This is a genomic window from Myxococcales bacterium, from assembly GCA_022184915.1.
Taxonomy (GTDB): Bacteria; Myxococcota_A; Polyangia; order Fen-1088; family Fen-1088; genus JAGTJU01.
In genome coordinates, this window is record JAGTJU010000005.1 from 462,966 (window position 1) to 480,870 (window position 17,905).

Genomic DNA, 17,905 nt, shown 5'->3' on the forward strand with positions numbered 1-17,905 from the left:
AGTTAGGCAGGCGCCTCGATGGCCGCCGGGCGACGCTGAGTGATGCATTGCGCCCGCTTTCCCCTATACTGCCGAGCCATCATGTCTATCGGCTCCACACGCAGGTCCTGGGCTCGTTGGCTCTCGTTTCCCCTTGTCCTTTGCTTCGTCACGGCGGCCGTCGAAGCCCCCTACGCTCAGGCGGCCGAGCCGGAGGTGGACGTGGAGGCTCTCATCAAGCGGGGAAACGAACTGCGCACCAAAGGCAAGGACTTCGAAGCCTACCACTACTTTCGCCGGGCCTATGACACCCGCTCGACACCGCGCACCGCGGGGCAACTGGGCCTCGTCGAGTTCGCGCTCGAGCGGTGGGTGGATGCCGAGCTGCATTTGCAAGAGGCGCTGGCATCGTCGAACGACCCTTGGGTCAAAGAAAACAACGACATCTTTCTGTCGTCCCTCGCGACCGTGCGTACCCACCTTGGCGATCTCGATATTCGAGGCGGGCCCCCAGGGGCGCTGGTGACCGTCGGCAGCCTGCCTGCGGTCGAGCTTCCCCTGCCACGGCCCCTGCGCGTGGCCGCAGGTCATGTTGCAGTTTACGTCACCGTGGGGAGCAAGGTACTTACCGCCTCGAAGGCCTTCGTCCGTGCGGGAAGCTCCACCATCCTGCAGCTTCCCGACGCTCCTGGCGATGCCCCCGCCCACGAACCGATCTTGCAGCTTGCGCCGCCGGGGAAAATGGCCGGCCCACAGGATAGGGCGACGGTAACCACCGAGCCTTCCCCTCCCCGCGCCGCGGCCCCCGGTGAGGGGCTTCGTCTGGCAGGATGGCTCGTGGGCACCCTGGGCCTGGCCGCCGTGGGGACCGGAATCTATGCGAGCTTTCGTGTCAAAGAGCTCGAGAGTGACTACGCGAACCCTGCCAACGCCGAAAGGCGGCCCGCCCTCGAAACACAGGGAACAAACATGGAGCGTTTGCAATACGCAAGCTACGCACTGGGCGCGGTCGCGCTGGGCTTGGGGGCTTTCCTTTACTACAAAGGCTACCAGCGAAAGGAAAGGCGCGTTGCCATCGATGTGGAGGTGACCCAGGGGTTCGGCTTGGCGTTGCTCCTCGAGGGCCGTGCCTGGTGACGCCCCCCAAGGGTTATGTTCTCTATCGGCTCTCGCTCTCACGGGGATGGGCCCCTCGCCCTGCGTACCACGACTTCCTCGTGGGACATGACGACAAAGCGCTGCGGGCTCGAGCCGACGCCTGGCTCGAGGAGCAGGTAGTCGTGCGGGCGCGGGCCTGTGAGATAGCCGCTGATCGTTGGCAGGTGGCTGGCTACGTTGTGCGTATCGGCCGGGACCTGCACGGCGCCTTCAATCCATCACGGAGCCTCTGGGTGGCGAAACGGGGTGCGGAGATCCTCTTGCGCTGGAACCTATGCCCGGTGGGTTTCCGCTGGCGCCGAAACCACCCGGTGCAGATTTCACGCTGCCGCTCGCGGAGATCGATCACTTCCGTACGTTCTAAATTTAGGCCGATGAGGGCGTGAATCATCCTGGGACTTCTTCATGATACGCCGTTCGCCCGACGATCCGCGCGTGATTCTCGACACCCTCCGGGGGCCGTTCGAGCTACGTCGGCCACGCTTTCCAGGTGAGACGCCTGCGATCGAGTATCACGCCGGCGATATCATCATCGAGCAGTGCCTCGACGAGGTGCTGACATGGCAAAGTATGCGGGTCTTCGATCTGCTCGATCGTGTGGGTGGATTCGTATCGCTCACGGATTCTCAGGCTCTCAGGCGGACGATCTTGGACAGCCTCTCGGCCGGTTGGCTCATCGTCGCAACCATCGAAGGAAACGGCGACAAGGGTGACCCCGGGTGGGATGCCGTGGATGCCTTCAGAGCCGCCGTCGGACGTACCTTCCGACACGGCGGAGCCGCCTATCGGCTGGTCTTCCGAGAAGACGCCGATCTCGTGCGGCGCGAGGGTGGCTACGACGCGATCTCCGCCATGCACGCACAGCGTATCGTAGCGGCAGCAGCAAAGGAGGCGAAGCTGCCAGGTCTGGTCGAGACCTTGGTGGCGCATATCGTCGACCTGAACAGTCCTGCCTCACAACATGGCTTCGTCCTGCTGAGAAAGCCTATCCCGGTCGCCCGACCGCAGGTGGCGACACAACCCTTGACGCCTTCGCAGCTGGCCCCGCAGGCGACGCCACGCTCCCATCGTCTCATCCTCGAGGTCGCCTTCGCAGACGGTACCGCGGTGGGGAACGCCGCCTACGAGCTTGCGGGGCCGGGGGGGCCTTGCCAGGGGCGGCTCGACCCAAAAGGTAGCGCCGTATGGAGCGAGGTGAAACGTGGCGCCTACACGCTCACCATACCCAACCTCCCCAAGAAGGAAGGGTGAGCCGCCCCATGAGCAAAGTAGGACGTTCGGAGAGGACGCGGCTGGAATCGGCTCGCACGGAGCATTTCTTCCGTGGCCTGCGCTTGCCGTTGGCTTTACCAGGTTGCAAGGGCAAAGGCGGTGAGCTGCTGCGAGAAGACGATCTGGAAGTCCTGGCAAGAAACAACGAAAGCGGCGCCAACGGCCTGTTCCCCATCGGTCTTTATCAAACGTGGCACAATGGCATTCACCTCTGGTCCGCGCGGGGGACGCCAGTACACGCCCTGTGTGACGGAACGATCGTCGCTGCCTGCCTGGGTGAGCGCTCGCGTGAGCGTAACGTTTTCGGCTCACGCGGCTTCGTTCTCGTGCGCCACACCATCACGTGCCCCCAACCGCAGGAAGAGAAGCTCTGGCGGAAACCCAAACGGCTCGAGAATCTGACCTTTTTCGCCTTGTACCAGCACCTCGAGGGGCTATCGGGTACGGATGAACTGGCGCCTTGGCTTTTGCACCTTCGACCGTACCTCCTGCAGGGCAAGCCAGCCGATGGGACCTACGTCAAGCTCAACGGCACGACCGCGGCACGAAAAGGCGGGAAGCGTACGATCGCCGAGCTGCGCTCCGAACCTCAGCCTTACCGCCGAGGGAAGTCTGAGGAGTGGGCCGCCGGTAAGACCACCCTCTTCAGGGCACCTTCGGGCTCCGTGGCTCATGCACGCGAGGAGACCAAGGGACCGTTTCGGCTCGTGCGTGTGCTGGGCGTCGGCAACGGCGATCCGAAGGAGGGCTGGGTCTCGTTCACCTCGGCGACAGTTCAAGAAATCCCCGGCATGGCAAGCCAGATCCAGAAGCTCGTAGCCGGTGGTGTCACGCCGCTCGAGATACCAGTGTTCGCCGGTGAAGTGCTCGGCTGGGCTGGACACATCCAGCCCGAACACGACGAACTACGCGCGGGCTCCACGCCGTCCAGCGGCATCCACCTGGAGATCTTCGGCGATGAAGCCTTCGCCAAGACGACTGCAGACGCCTTTACATGGCTTGCAGATGACACGGACAAAGACGTCATGGCCGAACTTGGCCCGACGCTCGAGAAGCTCAAGGATGCCGACCTCGTCGCGATGCTGAAGAAGCTCGCCTTCGATTGCGTTGAGGGCAAGCTGGCGACCAGCCCGCCGACACGGGCTCAGTTTCTCTCCGAAGTTTCGGCATCAACGAAGGCAAAGCTCCGCCGGCTTGCGACCAAGAACACCTCCTACTGGGCGATCGACTGGGAAGCCGTTGCTGCGCGAAGCCCGGCGTGGCAGCAGAGGTACAGGCTCACCCAGATGGAGATGAAGGACGCGAACCGCTATTCTTGGTGGCGACAGCTTCTGCCCGAGGCGAAAGCGCTGGGACTTCCTCCGAACGCAGTCGCCCATCACGTTCATCCGATAGGCTTCATGAAGCATATCTTGCAACGGCAGATGCCTCATCCTGTCTTCTACGCTGAGGTGGGCGAGCGGGTTCGGGCCGTTCATGGCGTCGACGTCTCTGACGCACCCTGGAAAGGCGGGATTGAAGTTTGGGTTCACGACCCAGGCCCCGAGGGCAGCGAAGACTGGTGTCTGGGCAAGGTGCTCCGCTACGGCAAGCGGCTCGGCCTGGCGGGGAACGATCCACCAGACCTCTACGACATGTTGATCGACGGAAAGAGTGTAGAGGTGAAATTGCCCGCCGAGGTGAAGCGAATCTGGGCTTCGCTATGGAACGTGGAGGGTGGGCTCGAAGCGGTCAACACCTACGACAACCAGTTCATCACCTTCGGACCATTCCAGCATGCAGGGGGAACGGGAGGCGATCCGGGGGAGCTGGCCGGGGTGCTTTCGCTGGTCAAGGAGCAGCACCCCGAGCTCTTTCATGAGCTGTTCACCGCGCGAGGCCTCGACGTGAAACGCGCGGGAGGCGGAGAGATGAAAACGGGTCACTTCATCTTCGATGGGCAGAAGCTCACGTCTCCCGCAGCGAAGGAAGCGCTGCGCGCGTTCTACCCCGCCTACCTTCTGCGCATGGCAATGGAACACGACGTCTTTCGCAACAGCTTCATGGCCCAAGGCCTGCGGCGGATGGACGTCATTCGAGGATGGTCCGCAACCCTCGAGACAAAGAACCAACCCATCGTTACCGTGCACCTTGCGGAGGCCTATCGCTCTGAGCTGGGGCAGGCCCTGATCTTGGATGCACACATCAACCGGCCCAATGTGGCCCGCAGGTGGAGTGTGGCGGTCGAGCGGGCGTGGGATCGAACGGTGCCTTTCACTAAATTTCGGCCTCGACAAGAGAGAAAGCTAGTCAACCGTTTCATATTCGAGCGCTTGACGTCCAGCCTGAATGATCCGTTCCGCCGCACAGCCCTTGTGTTGGCGTGCACCACCGACATCGACCGCGCATACCGAGACGAGCTGGCTGCAGATCTGTTCGACGCAGAGAAAAACGCCCCTGAAGATCTGAAGGAGGACCTCGACAAGGCCATCAAGCTCCGCGACAGTCTGGCAGAGGGCTTGAACACGGGCACAAAGGCCCAACAAGCCAAAGCGCGGACAGACTTCCAAAAGGCCTGCAAGGCGGTCGTCGCCCTCGAAGGGAGGAAGCCCTATGCCCAGCGGCTCTCGGATACACACCCCTTGTGGCCAGAACTCGCCGCACAGCTCGATGAGGCCATCGAACAACTCGCACGCAAGCGACGCACCCCATTCCTGACACGGGATAGACCTTCAACGACAAGGGACGCCCCCCCAAAATGATCCAAGCCTTTTTCTCAGTGTTTCTTCTGCTCGCAGCAGGCGGCGACGCGGCGCATTCCTTCAACGACGACAAAGCGGCCCGGGAAGCCATCCTGCGTACCGATCGCGAACGGATCTACGAAGAGTTCAAGGGTTTCCTCGACTCGGAAAAGACCAAGCCCATCGCCGAGGTCTTCGGAAATGTAGAGACGTTCGAAGAACTCGTTTGGAATGCGGCACCCCCAAATATACGGAGACGTTTGGAGCAGGCCTTCGAGCACCACAACGACCTCGCGAAGAGTCTCGAGTCTGGAATCTTCTTCGACCTTGACTTGGCTCTCAAGCACCGCGGGTTCGTTCGTGGCCTCATGATCGACGCAGCGGGAAAGGAGCTCGAATCGCTTCCTCACCTCGACTTTCTTCGTGTCTTCGAGAGCCTGTCGAAAGAGCCTCTCGATCTTCCCCGGCTCCGTCATCTCGGCCTCGACGGCCCCAACCTCATCGAGTTTCCGGATTGGATCTGGCAACTCGACAAGTTGGAGGCTTTCGAGATCGGCGGCGGACACACCTCTATTCCCGAAGGCATCGGCAAGCTCAAGAATCTCAGGTTTCTTGACCTATCGGAAAGCAAGCGGATCACGAGACTTCCGCCCAGCATCGGAGAGCTTTCTTCCCTGAGGTCACTCGACCTAGAACACAGCGCCGTCTCGGAGCTTCCACCCGAGATTGGCAAGCTCTCGAACCTCGAGCGCCTCAACTTCTACAGAACGCCCATCAAGACCCTGCCCCCCGAGATCGGCCAACTGCGTTCACTCCGCACCCTTATAGGGACTTTTTCCGAATTGACTTCGCTACCGAAGGAGGTCGGCAACCTCAAAAACCTCGTCGAGATCAAGGTCGGATTGGGCGAACATTCGATGGACTGCCCCTGGGCAGAGCTGGCCACTCTGCCGAAGCTCGAGTCGCTCCACTGCGCCGGACGCTCAGAGCCCCGGCCGTCTCCCCAGTGGGTGGGTCGCCTTGAAAGATACATGAACGGCCACTACATGTTGCCATCGCCCAAGCAGGTGCCGCGTCCGCTCGACCCCTACGAGTTCAAGGAGAAAATCCTCCGCCTACACGCCGCACACAACGACATGGACATCTTCAAGCTCCTGCTCGACCTATCGTTGATCCCCTGGACAACCAACAGGGATCGGTCTCTCTACAGCGACTACTTTCACCAGGAAACCACCGTGGCAGTGGACATTTTCGAGGAAGAGTTGCTCTTCCTCCCGCGCGAGAAGAAGCGCCTGAACGAGGTCGTGATGCAGATTCGCCTCACGGACGACCTGACCTCGTATCACGCGTTGGCCCTCTTCTATCGCAACGCCGAAGGCGTGTGGACATTCGCGCCCCGCACCTTTACCGTGCCACCTCTCGAAAAGGCAGGCCCGCCCTTCCGCTTCTCCTTCGCGCCTACCTACGGCAGCAAAGACCCTCGCAGGGGCCTCGTAGGAACGATCCGGGATGTGACCACGCGAGAGTTCACAGAAGAAGTCGTCGCGCTCTGGGCGAACCCGGTGGGACTTTTCGAGGACGCTCGCGCGACATTGTCTTCCCCGAGCTTCGAGGCCACCGAAAATGGCAGCTACCGCCTCATCATCAATCCAAAGAGCGCAGCCATACGCATTCGATTCTGCCCCCAGGACAAGTGCCGCACCAAGACTTTGAGGCTATGAGGTCGAGCCACATGGGCACACAAGAAGAACCCACGCCGCACAAGGAAACATCACTCACCGTCGAGGTACTGACGACGACCGAAGAACTCGCGAAGGGTGTTGAGCTGGAGCTGCCCGATGGCGACAAGCGCGTGCGCGTCATCATCGTACCCCGTCCCTTCGGCTTTTCGGGCTGACCCCAAGCGAAATCAAACCAACCCCGAGAGTCCGCGCGCGTGCAGCAACGGCGGCTGCACGCGCCCCGCGACACTACTCGACCGTGGTCCAGAGCAGCCGATCACCCGAAGGTTCGGTGCTCTGCGGATCCTGCTCCGCCGTGACGAAGAGCTGGAAGCTCTTGTACGGGGTGGTGGCGTCCATTTGGCCTTCCTGATTCTCCCCCAAGCTGAGTACGCCGAGATTCGAAGGTCCCGCCTCGGGGATCATGGGCTGCAGCCAAACGACGTAGTGACTTGCTTGGGCGCTCACCCGCTCGGGCGGTGCGAGATGCCTGACCTGCAGCTGGATCTCTCGCATGTTGTTACTTTCCTTGGCCACCTGCACCCGACCTTCCGCCGCAGGAACGGCCTCGCTTCGGTTCATGGTGACCTTGTTTGCGCAAGCTGCGACCGTGAAGGCCGTAGCTATCGTGAGCCATCCGAGTGTCTTGTTCATCCCCATCTCCCTTTACCGTTATTGATGCGGCGGTTTTTGGACCCGCCGCGAACGGAAAGGTGTGCAAGGAACGAACCAACGCACGCTGAGACACCCGGTGGCGCGTCAAACGCCTTTTACTGTTGCGTGGCCACGGGGTCACGTCCGATCCAGCGGGCCTTGCGGCTGAAGGCGACGGAAGGCGCTTCGTCAACGCTCACGGTGTCCTTGTCGTTCTTTATGTTCTTGGTCAGCGTGATCATGAACACCGTCGAGCTTCCTTGCCCTCCGATGATGACCGACCAGCCAAGGAACATGCGCCACATGCGGAACCAGCGCTGACCGTACTTGGCAACCACGAGGGCTTCGTTCTTGACCCAGTTGTCGTACCATTTTCGGATCGTTACGGAATAGTGAACGCCGCAGTTCTCCACCCGGTGCACCTCGAAGCCGGCCCTCTCCGCCTGCGAAACCACGAATCCCAGGGGGCAGCTGGCGTCGGCCCCAGGAAAAATGTACTTGGCCATGAAAAGACCCCAAACGAGGTCCTCGTAGTGCCAGGCGCGTCGTAAACCTGCAATCTGCAGGTAGAAGATGCCATCGTCCTTCAGCATGCTGCGCACTTGCAAAAGGAACTTCTGGAAGTTCTTGATGCCCACGTGCTCCGCCATCTCGAGGCAGGTGATCTTGTCGTACGTGGTGGCAGGAAGATGCCGGTAATCGTCCACGATCACGTTCACGCGGTCGGACACCCCTGCCTGGGCGGCTCGTGCGTTCGCCCATTCGGCTTGCTCTTTGGCCAGCGTGATGCCCGTGCTGTGGGTTCCGTGGTGCTTGGCAGCGTGCGTGATGAGCGGCCCCCACCCGCAGCCAATGTCTAGATGCTTGTCGCCGGGCTTCATCTGCACATAGCGGCACACGGTCTCGAGCTTGCGCTCTTGTGCGGCCTCCAGGCTCTCGGACGCGTCCTGGAAGATCCCGCTCGTGTAGGTCATCGACTCGCCGAGGAACCAGTTGTAAAAATCGTTGCCCCGGTTGTAGACGTGCGCGATGTCCCCCTCGTCTGACTTCACGCTGTGTGTAACGTTCTGTCCGAAGAACTCGCGAAAATAGAACTTCACGTCGCCCCAGGTGAAGGCGAACTTGAAGAGGCGGTTGCGCCGCAGCATCACCTCGAAGAGGTCCTGCTTGAAGTCCAGCTTTTCGGCCATGTAGGCCTCGTACAGGATCTCCATGGGGATGCGTTTGCCCTTCCAGCGCCGCGCCAGGTTTTCGTCCCTCCACGTCACGTAGGGTTGCCAATCCTCCTTGACCCGTGACCCCACGGCGTGTGAGCGGAGCACCAAGACCAAGATGGGGCCAATCACGAAAAGGAGAGGCACCAGGACCCAGGCAAGCGGCGCCACCCACCAGACCCAGCCCGAGGCCCACAAAGCAGCGAGCGCCACCAGGGTGGGAACAGCAAGCAAAGTCGCCACGCGCTGCTCGAGCAGCCAGAAAATGAAAGGCATTCCGTGGGAGCGCCCGCGCTCCCGATGTTCGGAGGCCCGGGGCAGGACGGCAGAGTCCGGTGCGGCCCCCGCGGAGGGCATGTCGATGGCGGCAGGGGAGGTCATGGAAGCGTCTTTTGTTCGGGAGAAGGTCGCAAGAGGCGACAACCTTACCATCCAGACACGCTTCGAGCGGTTGGGTTATCGGCAGGAGCCTCTGAAAATGCCACCCTCGGGCCCCCTACGGACGCCACGCGAGGCCACGGACAGGGTCCCGCGTCCCCTCAGCGGGGCTTGAACCCGTGGGCGAGATCTTTCGCGGACTGCTTGATCATGCGCCAGCGATGCGAGTCTCCCTTGAGGACGGAGAGCGCGAACTTCTGCGCCTGCGTCACCTTGATGTGAGGGGGTAACGGAGGCACCTCGGGGTCTGTCCACGCTTCGACCACGACGGGCCGGTCGGACGTGAGCGCAGCTTCCCAGCCCGGAACGACGTCCTCCGGTGTCTTCATTACGATGCCACGCAGGCCCAACATCTCGCCGTACTTCGCATACTCGAAGGGAGGGAGCACCTGCGAGGCGTCGAACTTTGGATCGCCGGCCATCACCCGCTGCTCCCACGTGACCTGATTGAGATCTTCGTTTCGCAACACCAAAACGATGAGCCGGGGGTCGGACCACTCGGTGTAGTGATCCGCAATCGTGATGAGTCCATTGAGGCCGTTCATCTGCATCGCCCCGTCGCCCACGGCGGCGATCACCGGGCGATCTGGGTGGGCGAACTTGGCAGCCAATGCGTAGGGCACGCCGGGGCCCATGGTGGCCAGATTGCCAGACAGGGAAGCCATCATGCCCGAGCGGATCTTGAGATCCCGGGCCCACCAGTTGGCCGCCGAGCCCGAATCACAGGTGAGGATGCAGCGATCCGGCAGCCGGGGCGACAGCTCCCAGAACACGCGCTGGGGGTTGATGGGCTGTGCGCTGTTCATCGCACGCTCTTCCATCAGCTTCCACCACGCGATGACCTCGCGAGCGAGGCGTTCCTGCCAAGACTTATCGGCCTTGGGCCTCAGACGGGGCAAGAGCGCAGCCAAGGTCTCCTGGGCGTCACCGCACAGGTTGACCTCCATGGGATAACGGAGCCCCAGCATGCGCGGCTTCACGTCGATCTGGACGCCCCGCGCCTGACCTTCCTTGGGGAGCCACTCTGAATAGGGAAAGCTGCTGCCCACGACGAGAAGGGTGTCGCAGTTCTGCATCATGTAGTCGCTGGGCTTCGTTCCCAGAAGGCCAATCGAGCCCGTGACGAAGGGCAGATCATCTGGCAACACGTCCTTGCCCAAAAGGGCCTTGGCCACCCCCGCCCCGAGGACCTGCGCGGTTTCAATCACGAGCCCGGCCGCCTTTTTTGCTCCAGCGCCCACCAGCATCGCCACGCGTTTACCCTCGTTGAGCACCTCGGCGGCGCGATCGAGATCGGTATCCCGCGGGATGATGCGGGGCGTGTGGTAGCCGATGCCCGAAAGCGACGTGCCATGGACCCGTGGCGGCGTGGGCACGGCCTCCATCTCTTGGACGTCGTTGGGGAAGATGATGCAGGTCACCGTTCTTTCCGCGAACGCGATGCGCACCGCCCGGTCAACCAAGTGACGCGCTTGCGCCGGGGTGGAGCACATGTGCACATACTGATGGGCCACGTCCTTGAAGAGCGAGATCAGGTCGACTTCTTGCTGATAGTCGGCGCCGAGGGCGGTGGTGGCCTGTTGCCCCACGATGGCCACGACAGGCTGATGATCCATGGCAGCGTCGTAAAGGCCATTGAGCAGGTGGATGGCGCCGGGCCCCGAGGTCGCCATGCACACGCCCACTTCGTTCGTGAACTTCGCATGTCCCGTGGCCATGAACGCGGCCAGCTCCTCGTGGCGGGCCTGGATGAAGCGGACCTTGTCCGAGGCCCGGTCCAAAGCACCCATCAAGCCGTTGATGCCGTCTCCGGGATAGCCGTAGACGAGCTTGATGCCCCACTGATGCAGGCGGTTGATGACGTAGTCGCTGACTGTTTCGGCCATTTTGTGTCTCCCAGGGTGAGTGAAGCGCGCCTCACGACCCGTTCGGGCCCGACTCCGGCACTCTTGGCGTCAGGCGCGCTGCAATCTCCGGACTCATGAATGTGAAACCCGTGTTGGCCCTTGGAAAGGCCCGTCACCCTGCCGCTGATGTGAACTTGGACGTTGCTTGAAGCGGTGCCATCGAGTGTCTCCTCTGATACGGGGCCCCCGTCCGGGGGACGACAGCGAACGATGTCGTGGTGAGCAAGAGACATGCCGAGAGGGGCGGCCGCTGGATGCCGCGATCACGCACGGAAAGTCGCGGCACCGCCGGCACGTGCGCTACCGCAAGCGCCAAAGCCGGTCGGGAATGTTACGGAGCACGTACACCAGCACAGCGCCACTGCCCCGCAGGAGCCCGAGATGAGCGCGACGGTTAGCGGCCGACGGCGCAGGCGGAAACTGTGGCGCTGGTGTCGTCCACCGAGATGGATACGCCCCGGCCTGCCACGCTGGCAGTCAGCGTGCCGCTTCCCCAGCCCTGGCTTACGATCTTCTCCCCCCAGACAACTTTGTAGGCATCGAAGGTCTCGAAGTCCACAGGCTCGCCGTCGCGCCAAACCTGGGGCACGGTTCCCGCAGGCATCCACGTGGTGCCATCATGAAACGTGTACACGCCCTTGGGACCGGAGTACTCCATGGTGAGGACGCGGCCCAGGGTGCTCTTGTACACGACACGACGTGCCGCTTCTTTCCGGAGTTCGGCCATCTTGATGGCCTCTTTGAACTTTTCGTAGGAACCGTGCTCCTTCTTGGTCCCCACCTCGAGAACCAGGGCCCCGAGCCCCTCGAAGGACCACGTCAGCTTCGTATAGGTCTGCGTGCGGTCACCGACCCCCGGCTTGTCGTCCTCGCGCACCAACGACTTGGCCCCAAGAGGCCGCCAAGCCGCGTAGACATCGCTGCCGAGATTCGCGAACGCCACGTCGCTGCCGACCTCCACCGGCAGTAGCGATGGCACGCCCACCCAGAGCCGATCGCGCGTGTCGATGAGGCGCATGAGCACGTTGCGGTACTGTCCCGTTTCCTCGTAGGGGTTACGCCCGGCGGGCTGATCCGTTCCGTCCGCTGCCAGGTAGCCGGGACCTCCGAAGATCTGAAGGGCGCCACCTGACGGCTGACGGACCCCCAGCGCCCAGACCCGCTGTTCGCTAAACAGGATGAAGTTCGGGTTGGCAGCCTTGAAGATCGCGTTGCCATCAGGGCGATGCGTGGCCACGCTGCCCAGCGTGTAGTCGTCGTGCAGGAAGAGGGTCTCGAACTCGAAGCGGCGCCCCTTCGGACTGCTACCCTTCCAGGCCGCATAGCTGTCTTCGTCCAGCCCGTAAAATGGCTTCGCGTTGTGCATCTCGACAGGCGTTGTGAACTTGCGCCGGGCCAGGTCCAGGGCCACCTGGGGTGGCTTGTAACCCGTGTGCAGGATGAACCCCATGAGTTGGTCCGAGGCCTTTGCGATATAGTCCTTGCGTGAGAACGAAGGGAAACCTTCGTCGTGAAAGTAGAGGTAGCTGTAAAGCCAGTTGCTTCCCGCGAAGCGTTCGTGGGCGTTGTTCTTGGCCCGCACGTCAGGTCCCACCAAAAAACCGTCCAGGTAGTGCAAGGCGGTGGTGATCACCATCCAGTCGAGAACCGCCTTGAGGCGCGCCTTGTCGTCGGCCGACGCCGCGTAGTCGTAGGCCACCAGCGCAGGGTGAAAGCTCCACGCGCTGTAGTTGTTGCTGTCCCATTCGACGCGTCCCGCATTGAACGTGGCACGCACCAGGTTCTTGACGAACGTATCGAAGAAGGGCGTGCGGCTCGTATCGCCGAAGTCGTGAGCGAAGACGTAACCCCCGAGCCGCATCATCCACAAGAAGTTCTCTGAATTGAACTCGGTGATGGGGTATATGGGGTCGACTTTGCGGTCTGGGCGCATGAGATTTTCCCAGCCCGTGTTGCCTCCATGGTGGGGGCGCCCAAACCCCGGCTCCCGGTCGTTGAGGCGGCTGCGGATGGTCTCTCTTTGCCCCGGCGGCAGCTCGTTTCCGTAGGCCTTGTAGTAGAGGAGCAAGCCGGGCACGCTGAACGGCTTCCACAAGTATCCAGGGTCTTTTTGCCCCAGGATACGGGCGCCATGTTGGCTGATGAGCATCTGGCGGGCACCCGGGTCGTTGCGCGCCTTCCACAAATTGACCAGCAGGGGCGACCACGTTCGTTTGCCATCGTCGGCGTCCGTGTTCGTGGCCTTGATGGGCCAGTCCTTGCCCGCGACCACCTCCGCCAGCAAGGCGTCGTAACGCGCCTGCCAGCCTGGCTCGGTGGGCACGAGGTCTTCGGAGTTGACGCCTGCGCCCGGCGCGCAGGTGGGCAGAGCGCCCCCTGGATCGGGAAGAGGCGTCCCGAAAACAGATCCGCCCGCGCCCCCTGCGGGTGCCAGGTCGTCGCCTCCTTTGCCACCCGCAGGGCCATCACCGGAGCCCCCGTTGCTTTGTCCGCCCCCCGCGCCAGCCGCGCCCCCGACGGGAGCCCCGAAGGCCCCGCCCTGGCCCCCTGGCTTCCCAGCCAAAGCGCCTCCCGCGCCCCCTCGACCACCACCGCCCGCGCCGCTCGGCTCCGGAGAACGCTCACCGGACGCACAGCTCTGGGCCAGCAGCAGGAAGGGAACGAGCCGTCGGCGCAGGTTGCTTTGCATCACACGCGAGCGTGGTCCGCCGCCTCGGCCTCTGTCAATTCGCAGTGGCTCAGGGGCCGCAGTGCTTGGGGTAGGGCTGCTCGCCGTAGCGGAGCGGGCGCCGGTCGCAGGCCGCATCCACAGCGGCTTCGTACTCGTCGACGATCTGCTTCGTCTTTGCGAGCGTCTCGGCGGACTCGTGTTTTTCCGAGAACGCGATGGGCATCGTCGACCGGTAAATGGGCCGCATGACCTCCCGGTCGCTCACCTTGCCCGTGCGCTGAATGTGCTCTGTAGCGAGCAACATCATCATGCGAAAGGTGTTGCCCGCCAGCGTCTTGTAAAGCGCGAGAGCCTCCGGATCCTTCGGCATCTTCTCGAGCTCGATGCCGCGGTTGTAGGCCATGTAGTAGCCGTATGTATGGGCCCAGTAGTGGTCGATCCCGGGTTCGCCGTTTGCGTCTTTCGCCACGCCCTGGTGTTCGTAGGCGGCTGCCAGGTTCTTGCGGAAGCGGTGATAGACCGTGTGATTGAAATAACCACGCTCGTAGAGCTCGGCGGTGAAGTACTCGGACACTTTCGTCGAATTGCTCTTGTTGGTTCGGTAGAGGGTGGTGTCGAAGAACCAGCCCACCCAGAACCACGCAACTTTGAGATCCTTCAGCATCGTGCGTGGGTTTTGGGCTTGATCGATCTTCTCGACGGCGTCGGCCGGAAGGCCGAGGCAGGTGTTCCAGCTGCCCTTGCAGTCGTTGGGGAAAAACACGCTCTCGCGGGTGCGGGCCAGGTCGCCCAGCTCCCAAAGGCTGTTTCTTTCGGGGAAGGGCGACGCGCTCATCTTGGAGAGGCCCGGACGCCCCCGCAGCTCTTCGAGGAAGTGGTGCTGCGCGAAGAGCACAGACTCATACTTGAGGCCGTACGATCGGAAGGCGAAGTCGTCGTGTTCGTTGTAGCCGGGCGCCTTGGCGTCTGGCTTGGTGACACCGGTCAGCTTCGTGAGCGTTTTGCCCGCGTCCTGAATGGCCCAGAGGTTTTCCCACGTGGGGTTGGCGATGTACTTGTCGTGCAGGGCGTAAAGCGCCGTCTCGGCCGCTTTGTCCACCGGGATGTGCGGCCTGTCCGGGATCCACTCGTTGAGCGTGCCGTGTTCCTTGCCGTGGTGAATGTCTTCGGTCCAGCGGTTGAGCGCGATGCCGATGGGGAAGGTGCGGGGGTTGATGGCCAAAAGCTCGTCCTTGGCCTTCAAGGCCTCGGCCTTCGTGTCCAGCACGCCGTCAAAGAGCGTGGGGGCGGCCTGTTTGAGGTTCAGGCCGAACTTGTGGTCCCGTTCTGCAGGCGTGGCGCCCCCGATGATGAGGCCCCCCGGCTGGAAGGGCCGAAACTCCATGAAGTTCTTCGGGCCGGCGATGCCGTACTTGGCGCGGATGGCGTGCACGAAATCGATGACGGCACGTGTTTGTGCCTCGCTGATGTGCTTGAGCGCGCGGCGGAAGATCGTGGCGTCGTCGTAGCCGATGTACGCGAGGTCGATGGGCATCGGGCCGTGGCAGCTGGCGCAGGCCGCGTCTTCATGATCCGGAGCGCGCCACTCCTTGAGGCCCGTCTCGAAGGCGCGCGCGATGGCCGCCTCGTCGAGAGGGCTTGCGCCGTTACAGCCCAGGGTGCGATCGGCCTTGAGGGTCTTGCCCGCGAGGGTCACGTAGACCTGCAGCAGCTCGCTTTCCGAAAGATGCGACTCTGAAAAGGCCGGCATCACGCCCGCCGCGGTGCCTTCTTTGCCTTCGCGAACAATCTTGGAGAAGGCCTCGAAGCCCTTGTCTTCAGTGAGCTTCGGAAACTTGCCGACACCCTGGCCGGTCGCGCCGTGGCAGCCCGCGCAGTTGAGCGCGTAAACGCCGTTCAGCGTGGCCGGGTCGGGTTTGACCTCGCTGCCGGCCTCGATGCAGATGCGTTTGGCGGGCATGGGCGCCTCGGGGCTTCCCCCGGTGCCCCCGGAGCTGGCGCTGCCTCCCAGGCCCCCCTCTCCGGTGCCCGTGCCGCCCTGGTTGGGGCCGCTGCCGCCCTGACCCGCGCTGTCCGTGTCGTCGCCGTTGCCCTCGGAACTCGTACCCGGGGCACAGGCCCCCACGGCGAACAGCGATGCGAACAGGGTCGCTGCAAGGGAGACTCCACTGCGCGACGCGTTGACGCCGCCCCTCGATGAAATGAACTGCGTCTTCATGGGTGGTGAGAGTAAGTGGCGCACCGGACGCGCTTCGTTTCAACGAAAATCGACGCATTCGCAACGCGTCGCGCCTATTCAAGGCCCCGTTCAGCCCCTGGGGACCGCCCCTCGGCCCCGGCCCGCGCACGAGGGTGCACGCGGGCAGAGGGGGCGACGGTTACAGCGTGCCCACCGTGCCGGCGGTGGCCTCGAAGGTGTTGGTTTCGATGTACGTGTTGGTGTTGGCGGCCGCCTTGCGAATGCCGAAGCCCGCCGACTTGCTGAAGCGGCTGTTCGTGACGGGGATGAACGGCGCATTGTTGCCCTGGATGGTCAGCGCGGCGCCTCCCATCTTGCCCGCGTGGCTCACCTGCACGTGATCCAGCTTCGAGTCCGTCCGTACGTTGCGCTCGAGGACAATACCCTCCCAAAAACCCACCGTGTCGGCGGCCCCTCGGAAGACGATGGGGGCGGCCACCGTGCCCACTGCGGTCAGGGTCATCATGCCGCTGTTCCAGCCGAACTCGAGCTTGACGTCCGAGCCTGCGATGAACTGGTTGCCCGCCTCAATCGTCACGGCGGAGTCGTTGACGAACCTGATGGTCTCTGAAATGAAGTAGGGCACGTTCGCCCTTTTGATGGTACCCACCTTGGCGAACGAGTCTCCCTTGACCGTGATCTGGTCGATCATGTTGCCGGTGAAGCTTCCGTCCACGGGCAGCGTCACCCACGCCTCGGGCGCGATGGTCGCAGGTACACCCTGCGTGCCGGTGACAGTCACCATCGTCGACGTGGCGGCCAAGCCCTGCTGGCCGATCCGCACGCCCGCTTTGTTTCCGTTCAAGGTCACGTTGTCGAGCTTGATGGCCGCCAAGACCTCGAGGGCCGCCACATCGACGCCCGTGCCTCCGCCACCGTGCCAGATCTGAACGTGGTTCAAGGACGAAGCCGTGCGCACGTTGCGCTCGATGATGAGCCCCTTCCAAAAGCCCGGCGTCGCGCTGACGCCGCGAAACACCACGGGCTCGGCCACTGTACCGGCCACCGTGAACGTGGGATCGGTGCTGTTCCAGCCCACCTCCAGCTCCGCATCCGCAGCGAAGTGGTACTGAACGCCCGCCTCGATGACCACGGTGTTGGTATCCCGGATGATGACTTTGGACTCTTGAACATAGGGGATGGGCAGCTTGTGGATGGTCGTGTTCACGGCAATCGAATCAAAGCGCACGGGCACGGTGTCGTTGCCGTTACCCGTCAGAATGCCGCCCAAGGGAAAGTTGGTGAACGCCCCGGGTGCGGTCAGCACCACCGGGCGGCCTCCCATGCGCTGCACGGAAAGCCCGGCGCTGCCGGCGGCGAAATCCGCCGCATGAACACCGTCGGCGCTGCCATCGGACACGCTGACGTTCTGGATCGTGGCCACACCCACCAGGCTGAGGCCAGGGGTCATGGCACCGCCCGTATGCAGGATGTTCACGTAACGAAAAGCACTGTCGGAGGTGACGTTCCTTTGCACCGAGATCCCCTTCCAGCCCCCCGGTACCGGATTGGCTCCGCAGAAAGTGATGGGCGCAGCGGCGGTGCCCTCGGCCTTCACGGTGGCCACACCGCTGTTCCAGCCAATCTCGAGATCGCTGTCCACGGCCATCACCACGGTGGTTCCGGGAAGAATGGTCAACGAGCCGCCCTGGCGGACGGTCACCGCCTTGGTGACCGAGACCAAGCCACTCCAGGTGGTGGGCGTTGCGATCGAGTCGGCCACCACGGTGGCCCCGACGAGACTCGTGGGACAGGCCACCGCGGGCGCGGCGTCACCACCCGCGTCGGGAACGCCCCCATCGCTCGTTCCTGGGAGGGCGGCGTCGGAGGGGAGAATGCGGTCTTCGTCGTCATCACACGCCGACAGGGGCCAAGCAAGTAGGGACACTAGGGCTAACGATCGCATCTTTGACATGGTTTCCTCGTAGTTCA

General features: G+C 62.9%; 12 protein-coding genes. 5 read left to right on the plus strand and 7 right to left on the minus strand.

Annotation, left to right across the window (positions count from 1 at the left end; genetic code table 11):
• The first annotated feature begins 81 nt into the window (after positions 1-81).
• The 5 genes from KA712_20455 to KA712_20475 all read left to right on the plus strand — a co-directional run bounded on the left by KA712_20455 (position 82) and on the right by KA712_20475 (position 7,026).
• Positions 82-1,116, plus strand: coding sequence for a hypothetical protein (locus tag KA712_20455; protein MCG5055343.1), 1,035 nt, complete (start codon positions 82-84; stop codon positions 1,114-1,116).
• 426 nt (positions 1,117-1,542) lie between these two features.
• A complete protein-coding gene (locus KA712_20460; protein ID MCG5055344.1) occupies positions 1,543-2,388 on the plus strand; it encodes a hypothetical protein in 846 nt (281 codons plus the stop codon).
• An 8-nt stretch (positions 2,389-2,396) separates the two neighbouring features.
• Complete coding sequence (locus KA712_20465) at positions 2,397-5,150, plus strand: M23 family metallopeptidase (GenBank protein ID MCG5055345.1); 2,754 nt, start codon at positions 2,397-2,399, stop codon at positions 5,148-5,150.
• A complete protein-coding gene (locus KA712_20470; GenBank protein MCG5055346.1) occupies positions 5,147-6,850 on the plus strand; it encodes a leucine-rich repeat domain-containing protein in 1,704 nt (567 codons plus the stop codon). The genes KA712_20465 and KA712_20470 overlap by 4 nt, the downstream gene beginning before the upstream one ends.
• An 11-nt stretch (positions 6,851-6,861) precedes the next feature.
• On the plus strand, positions 6,862-7,026 hold the full coding sequence (locus KA712_20475) for a hypothetical protein (GenBank protein ID MCG5055347.1): 165 nt from the start codon (positions 6,862-6,864) through the stop codon (positions 7,024-7,026).
• 73 nt (positions 7,027-7,099) lie between these two features.
• Here the strand turns inward: KA712_20475 and KA712_20480 are convergent, their stop codons facing one another.
• From KA712_20480 to KA712_20510, 7 genes are all read right to left on the minus strand, one after another.
• Positions 7,100-7,504: a hypothetical protein gene (locus KA712_20480; protein ID MCG5055348.1), complete on the minus strand. Its 405-nt coding sequence runs from the start codon at positions 7,502-7,504 to the stop codon at positions 7,100-7,102.
• Positions 7,505-7,620: 116 nt separating this feature from the next.
• A complete protein-coding gene (locus tag KA712_20485) occupies positions 7,621-9,099 on the minus strand; it encodes a cyclopropane-fatty-acyl-phospholipid synthase family protein (protein ID MCG5055349.1) in 1,479 nt (492 codons plus the stop codon).
• Between the two features lie 158 nt (positions 9,100-9,257).
• The gene (locus KA712_20490) at positions 9,258-11,042 is read right to left on the minus strand and encodes a thiamine pyrophosphate-requiring protein (GenBank protein MCG5055350.1); all 1,785 of its coding nucleotides are present in this window, start codon (positions 11,040-11,042) and stop codon (positions 9,258-9,260) included.
• The gene (locus KA712_20495; GenBank protein MCG5055351.1) at positions 10,946-11,296 is read right to left on the minus strand and encodes a superoxide dismutase family protein; all 351 of its coding nucleotides are present in this window, start codon (positions 11,294-11,296) and stop codon (positions 10,946-10,948) included. Before KA712_20495 ends, KA712_20490 begins: the two co-directional genes overlap by 97 nt.
• A 161-nt stretch (positions 11,297-11,457) precedes the next feature.
• Positions 11,458-13,752, minus strand: coding sequence for a hypothetical protein (locus KA712_20500; protein ID MCG5055352.1), 2,295 nt, complete (start codon positions 13,750-13,752; stop codon positions 11,458-11,460).
• A gap of 49 nt (positions 13,753-13,801) precedes the next feature.
• On the minus strand, positions 13,802-15,952 hold the full coding sequence (locus tag KA712_20505) for a cytochrome c (GenBank protein MCG5055353.1): 2,151 nt from the start codon (positions 15,950-15,952) through the stop codon (positions 13,802-13,804).
• Between the two features lie 160 nt (positions 15,953-16,112).
• Entirely contained in the window at positions 16,113-17,888 is a 1,776-nt protein-coding gene (locus tag KA712_20510) for a hypothetical protein (GenBank protein MCG5055354.1), read from the minus strand.
• Positions 17,889-17,905 lie beyond the last annotated feature (17 nt).

Excerpts from the sequence above, each read along its gene's own strand:
- KA712_20455 (MCG5055343.1), top strand. The coding sequence starts at position 82 with ATGTCTATCGGCTCCACACGCAGGTCCTGGGCTCGTTGGCTCTCGTTT.
- KA712_20460 (MCG5055344.1), top strand. The coding sequence starts at position 1,543 with ATGATACGCCGTTCGCCCGACGATCCGCGCGTGATTCTCGACACCCTC.
- KA712_20465 (MCG5055345.1), top strand. The coding sequence starts at position 2,397 with ATGAGCAAAGTAGGACGTTCGGAGAGGACGCGGCTGGAATCGGCTCGC.
- KA712_20470 (MCG5055346.1), top strand. The coding sequence starts at position 5,147 with ATGATCCAAGCCTTTTTCTCAGTGTTTCTTCTGCTCGCAGCAGGCGGC.
- KA712_20475 (MCG5055347.1), top strand. The coding sequence starts at position 6,862 with ATGGGCACACAAGAAGAACCCACGCCGCACAAGGAAACATCACTCACC.
- KA712_20480 (MCG5055348.1), bottom strand. The coding sequence starts at position 7,504 with ATGAACAAGACACTCGGATGGCTCACGATAGCTACGGCCTTCACGGTC.
- KA712_20485 (MCG5055349.1), bottom strand. The coding sequence starts at position 9,099 with ATGACCTCCCCTGCCGCCATCGACATGCCCTCCGCGGGGGCCGCACCG.
- KA712_20490 (MCG5055350.1), bottom strand. The coding sequence starts at position 11,042 with ATGGCCGAAACAGTCAGCGACTACGTCATCAACCGCCTGCATCAGTGG.
- KA712_20495 (MCG5055351.1), bottom strand. The coding sequence starts at position 11,296 with ATGTCTCTTGCTCACCACGACATCGTTCGCTGTCGTCCCCCGGACGGG.
- KA712_20500 (MCG5055352.1), bottom strand. The coding sequence starts at position 13,752 with ATGCAAAGCAACCTGCGCCGACGGCTCGTTCCCTTCCTGCTGCTGGCC.
- KA712_20505 (MCG5055353.1), bottom strand. The coding sequence starts at position 15,952 with ATGAAGACGCAGTTCATTTCATCGAGGGGCGGCGTCAACGCGTCGCGC.
- KA712_20510 (MCG5055354.1), bottom strand. The coding sequence starts at position 17,888 with ATGTCAAAGATGCGATCGTTAGCCCTAGTGTCCCTACTTGCTTGGCCC.